A 5407-nucleotide genomic window follows, 5' to 3' on the forward strand; every position below is an offset into this window, starting at 1 on the left:
AATATTTGTCCGGCGGCGTCCTACTCTCCCACACCGTCTCCAGTGCAGTACCATCGGCGCTGGCAGGCTTAACTTCCGGGTTCGGGATGGGACCGGGTGTTTCCCTGCCGCTATGGCCGCCGTAACTCTATGACCCTCTGTTCCAACCGTGGTTGTGGTCGAGGGTGGTTCTGGTTTCGTGGACGCGAATTTGTTGTTTAGCGCTTGTCCCGTTTGAAGTTCACGTGTGTGTTCTTCGCACTCGCATACAAACACTGGTGTGTTTGTTGGTTGTGTTGGGGATTTGTTGTGGCAAGTTTTCGGCCTATTAGTACCGGTCGGCTAGGCATTGCTGCTGTACACCTCCGGCCTATCAACCCAATAGTCTGTTGGGGGCCTTACACCCTCAAAGGGGTGGGGAAACCTCATCTTGAAACGTGCTTCCCGCTTAGATGCGTTCAGCGGTTATCACTTCCGAACGTAGCTAACCAGCCATGCACCTGGCGGTACAACTGGCACACCAGAGGTTCGTCCATCCCGGTCCTCTCGTACTAGGGACAGCCTTTCTCAAGTTTCCAACGCGCGCGGCGGATAGGGACCGAACTGTCTCACGACGTTCTAAACCCAGCTCGCGTGCCGCTTTAATGGGCGAACAGCCCAACCCTTGGGACCTACTCCAGCCCCAGGATGCGACGAGCCGACATCGAGGTGCCAAACCATCCCGTCGATATGGACTCTTGGGGAAGATCAGCCTGTTATCCCCGGGGTACCTTTTATCCGTTGAGCGACCACCCTTCCACGAGGAGTGGCCGGATCACTAGTTCCGACTTTCGTCCCTGCTCGACATGTCTGTCTCACAGTCAAGCTCTCTTGTGCACTTACACTCGAAACCTGATTGCCAACCAGGCTGAGAGAACCTTTGAGCGCCTCCGTTACATTTTGGGAGGCAACCGCCCCAGTTAAACTACCCATCAGGCACTGTCCCTGAACCGGATCACGGTCCGAGGTTAGACATCTAGTACGACCAGAGTGGTATTTCAACGATGACTCCACAACCACTGGCGTGGCCGCTTCACAGTCTCCCACCTATCCTACACAAGCCGAACCAAACACCAATACCAAACTATAGTAAAGGTCCCGGGGTCTTTCCGTCCTGCCGCGCGTAACGAGCATCTTTACTCGTAGTGCAATTTCGCCGAGTCCATGGTTGAGACAGTAGGAAAGTCGTTACTCCATTCGTGCAGGTCGGAACTTACCCGACAAGGAATTTCGCTACCTTAGGATGGTTATAGTTACCACCGCCGTTTACTGGGGCTTAAATTCTGAGCTTCGATCTTGCGATCTAACCCGTCCTCTTAACCTTCCAGCACCGGGCAGGAGTCAGTCCGTATACATCGTCTTACAACTTCGCACGGACCTGTGTTTTTAGTAAACAGTCGCTTTCCCCTGGTCTCTGCGACCCTTCACGCTTCCCACCGCTTGGGTGTTCACGATCCGGGTCCCCCTTCTCCCGAAGTTACGGGGGCATTTTGCCGAGTTCCTTAACCATGGTTGTCTCGATCGCCTTGGTATTCTCTACCTGATCACCTGAGTCGGTTTGGGGTACGGGCGGCTCATGGCTCGCTAGAGGTTTTTCTCGACAGCATAGGATCACCCACTTCCCCCCTACGGGGTCGGCATCATGTCTCAGGCACATGAGTGGCGGATTTGCCTACCACTCGCCCTACGCACTTACCCGCGGACTACCATCGCCGCGGCTGGGCTACCTTCCTGTGTCACCCCATCGCTTGACTACTACCGGGTCGGTTCCCAAGCTCCACACACACTCCTCACCCCGAAGGGATCGGTCGCGGTGCTTCGGTTGGTTAGCATCACCGGGTTCGTCATGGGCGCCATTTCGCCGGTACGGGAATATCAACCCGTTGTCCATCGACTACGCCTGTCGGCCTCGCCTTAGGTCCCGACTTACCCAGGGCAGATTAGCTTGACCCTGGAACCCTTGATCATCCGGCGGAAGAGTTTCTCACTCTTCATTCGCTACTCATGCCTGCATTCTCACTCGTGTCACCTCCAGACCTGGATCACTCCGGCCCTTCTCTGGTGACACGACGCTCCCCTACCCAGCGATACCTCTGGACCACGAAGGCCTAAGTTACATATCGCTGCCATAGCTTCGGCGGGCGGCTTGAGCCCCGCTACATTGTCGGCGCGGAATCACTTGACCAGTGAGCTATTACGCACTCTTTCAAGGGTGGCTGCTTCCAAGCCAACCTCCTGGTTGTCACTGCGACTCCACATCCTTTTCCACTTAGCCGCCTCTTAGGGGCCTTAGCTGATGGTCTGGGCTGTTTCCCTCTCGACTACGAACCTTATCGCCCGCAGTCTCACTGCCACGCTTACACTTACCGGCATTCGGAGTTTGGCTAACGTCAGTAACCTTGTAGGGCCCATCGGCTATCCAGTGCTCTACCTCCGGCAAGAAACACGCAACGCTGCACCTAAATGCATTTCGGGGAGAACCAGCTATCACGGAGTTTGATTGGCCTTTCACCCCTATCCACAGGTCATCCCCTCAGTTTTCAACCTAAGTGGGTTCGGTCCTCCACGCCGTCTTACCGGCGCTTCAACCTGCCCATGGATAGATCACTCCGCTTCGGGTCTTGAGCGTGCGACTTAATCGCCCTATTCAGACTCGCTTTCGCTACGGCTACCCCACACGGGTTAACCTCGCCACACACCGCAAACTCGCAGGCTCATTCTTCAAAAGGCACGCCATCACCCAAATAAGGCTTTGACGGATTGTAGGCGCATGGTTTCAGGTACTATTTCACTCCCCGCCAGGGGTACTTTTCACCTTTCCCTCACGGTACTTGTCCGCTATCGGTCATCGAGGAGTATTTAGGCTTAACAGGTGGTCCTGCCAGATTCACACACCATTCCAGGAGTGGCGTGTTACTTGGGAGATGCCCAACACAGCCGCACATTTTCGTCTACGGGGCTATCACCCGCTACGGCACCGCTTTCCAACGGACTTCGACCTCACATACGGTTTCTTACTGTGCTCAACCACGGCAGCAGCTGAAAGAACATTCCCACAACCCTCCACACGCAACGCCTGCCGGCTATCACACGCGTGGAGTTTAGCCTCATCCGATTTCGCTCGCCACTACTCTCGGAATCACTTTTGTTTTCTCTTCCTGAGGGTACTGAGATGTTTCACTTCCCCTCGTTCCCTCCAAACACCCTATTTTATTCAGGTGCAGGTAACACGACATAACTCGTGCTGGGTTTCCCCATTCGGACATCCCCGGATCAACGCTTCCTTGCCAACTCCCCAGGGCTTATCGCAGGCTGGTACGTCCTTCATCGGCTCTCGATGCCAAGGCATCCACCATGCGCCCTTAACAACTTGCCCACAACAAACCACCAACACACACAACAAACACCCACACCGACATCCGTCAGCACGAACCCCCAAAGGGCCCAACAGTGCGCCATGCATGCAGCAGCTCAATCATGGGATACATAACCCAAGTTCAGTTAAAGAACACACAAAACAATCAAACGAAACAACACTAAACAAGCACCCACACATACGTGTAGGTATTGCTCGCGTCCACTATCCAGAAATCAAACACCAAGAAACCGACCAGCCCAACACCCCACACAAGGAATGCTGGTGTCTGATGTCTCAGACACCCAACAGCGTGCCACACATCCCCCACCCACACCCCACAACCAAAGCTGTCGAGCCAGATGAGCAAAGATCATTGTGTTCCACTAGTGAACACCCCCATACGCGTCAACACGTTCGGCTGACATCTGAGGTGTGCTCCTTAGAAAGGAGGTGATCCAGCCGCACCTTCCGGTACGGCTACCTTGTTACGACTTCGTCCCAATCGCCAGCCCCACCTTCGACGGCTCCTCCCACAAGGGTTAGGCCACCGGCTTCGGGTGTTGCCGACTTTCGTGACGTGACGGGCGGTGTGTACAAGGCCCGGGAACGTATTCACCGCAGCGTTGCTGATCTGCGATTACTAGCGACTCCGACTTCATGGGGTCGAGTTGCAGACCCCAATCCGAACTGAGACCGGCTTTTTGGGATTCGCTCCCCCTCACGGGATCGCAGCCCTTTGTACCGGCCATTGTAGCATGCGTGAAGCCCTGGACATAAGGGGCATGATGACTTGACGTCATCCCCACCTTCCTCCGAGTTGACCCCGGCAGTCTCCTATGAGTCCCCACCATTACGTGCTGGCAACATAGAACGAGGGTTGCGCTCGTTGCGGGACTTAACCCAACATCTCACGACACGAGCTGACGACAGCCATGCACCACCTGTACACCAGTATCAAAGAGACCTCTATCTCTAGAGGCTTCTGGTGTATGTCAAACCCAGGTAAGGTTCTTCGCGTTGCATCGAATTAATCCGCATGCTCCGCCGCTTGTGCGGGCCCCCGTCAATTCCTTTGAGTTTTAGCCTTGCGGCCGTACTCCCCAGGCGGGGCGCTTAATGCGTTAGCTACGGCACGGAGTTCGTGGAATGAACCCCACACCTAGCGCCCAACGTTTACGGTGTGGACTACCAGGGTATCTAATCCTGTTCGCTCCCCACACTTTCGCTCCTCAGCGTCAGGTAATTCCCAGAGAACCGCCTTCGCCACCGGTGTTCCTCCTGATATCTGCGCATTTCACCGCTACACCAGGAATTCCATTCTCCCCTGAATACCTCAAGTCTGCCCGTATCGAAAGCAAGCACCGAGTTAAGCCCGGTGTTTTCACTCCCGACGCAACAAACCGCCTACGAGCCCTTTACGCCCAATAATTCCGGACAACGCTCGGACCCTACGTATTACCGCGGCTGCTGGCACGTAGTTGGCCGGTCCTTCTTCTCCTGCTACCGTCACTTTCGCTTCGTCACAGGTGAAAGAGGTTTACAACCCGAAGGCCTTCATCCCTCACGCGGCGTTGCTGGATCAGGCTTCCGCCCATTGTCCAATATTCCCCACTGCTGCCTCCCGTAGGAGTCTGGGCCGTGTCTCAGTCCCAGTGTGACCGGTCACCCTCTCAGGCCGGTTACCCGTCAAAGCCTTGGTGAGCCATTACCTCACCAACAAGCTGATAGGCCGCGAGCACATCCTGAACCGAAAAAACTTTCCACCACCAACCCATGCGGGTAGTAGTCATATCCGGTATTAATCACCGTTTCCGGTGGCTATCCCAGAGTCCAGGGCAGATTACTCACGTGTTACTCACCCGTTCGCCGCTCGAGTACCACCGAAGTGGCCTTTCCGCTCGACTTGCATGTGTTAAGCACGCCGCCAGCGTTCGTCCTGAGCCAGGATCAAACTCTCCATAAGAAAATTCAAACCCAACAAAGACAAACCCCGACAACATCACGTTGTCTAGAATTCATCAATTGCCGAAA

General features: G+C 55.1%; 3 rRNA genes. All 3 read right to left on the reverse strand.

From position 1 onward, the window contains the following. Nucleotides 1-7 precede the first annotated feature (7 nt). A 5S ribosomal RNA gene (gene rrf, locus ACYVJ3_RS16570) occupies nucleotides 8-124 on the reverse strand. 163 nt (nucleotides 125-287) lie between these two features. Then, nucleotides 288-3394: ribosomal RNA gene (locus tag ACYVJ3_RS16575) — 23S ribosomal RNA — on the reverse strand. Nucleotides 3395-3819: 425 nt separating this feature from the next. Beyond that, a 16S ribosomal RNA gene (locus ACYVJ3_RS16580) occupies nucleotides 3820-5339 on the reverse strand. Together the 16S, 23S and 5S rRNA genes form the textbook arrangement of a ribosomal RNA operon. Nucleotides 5340-5407 lie beyond the last annotated feature (68 nt).

The organism is Nocardioides montaniterrae, from assembly GCF_054782655.1.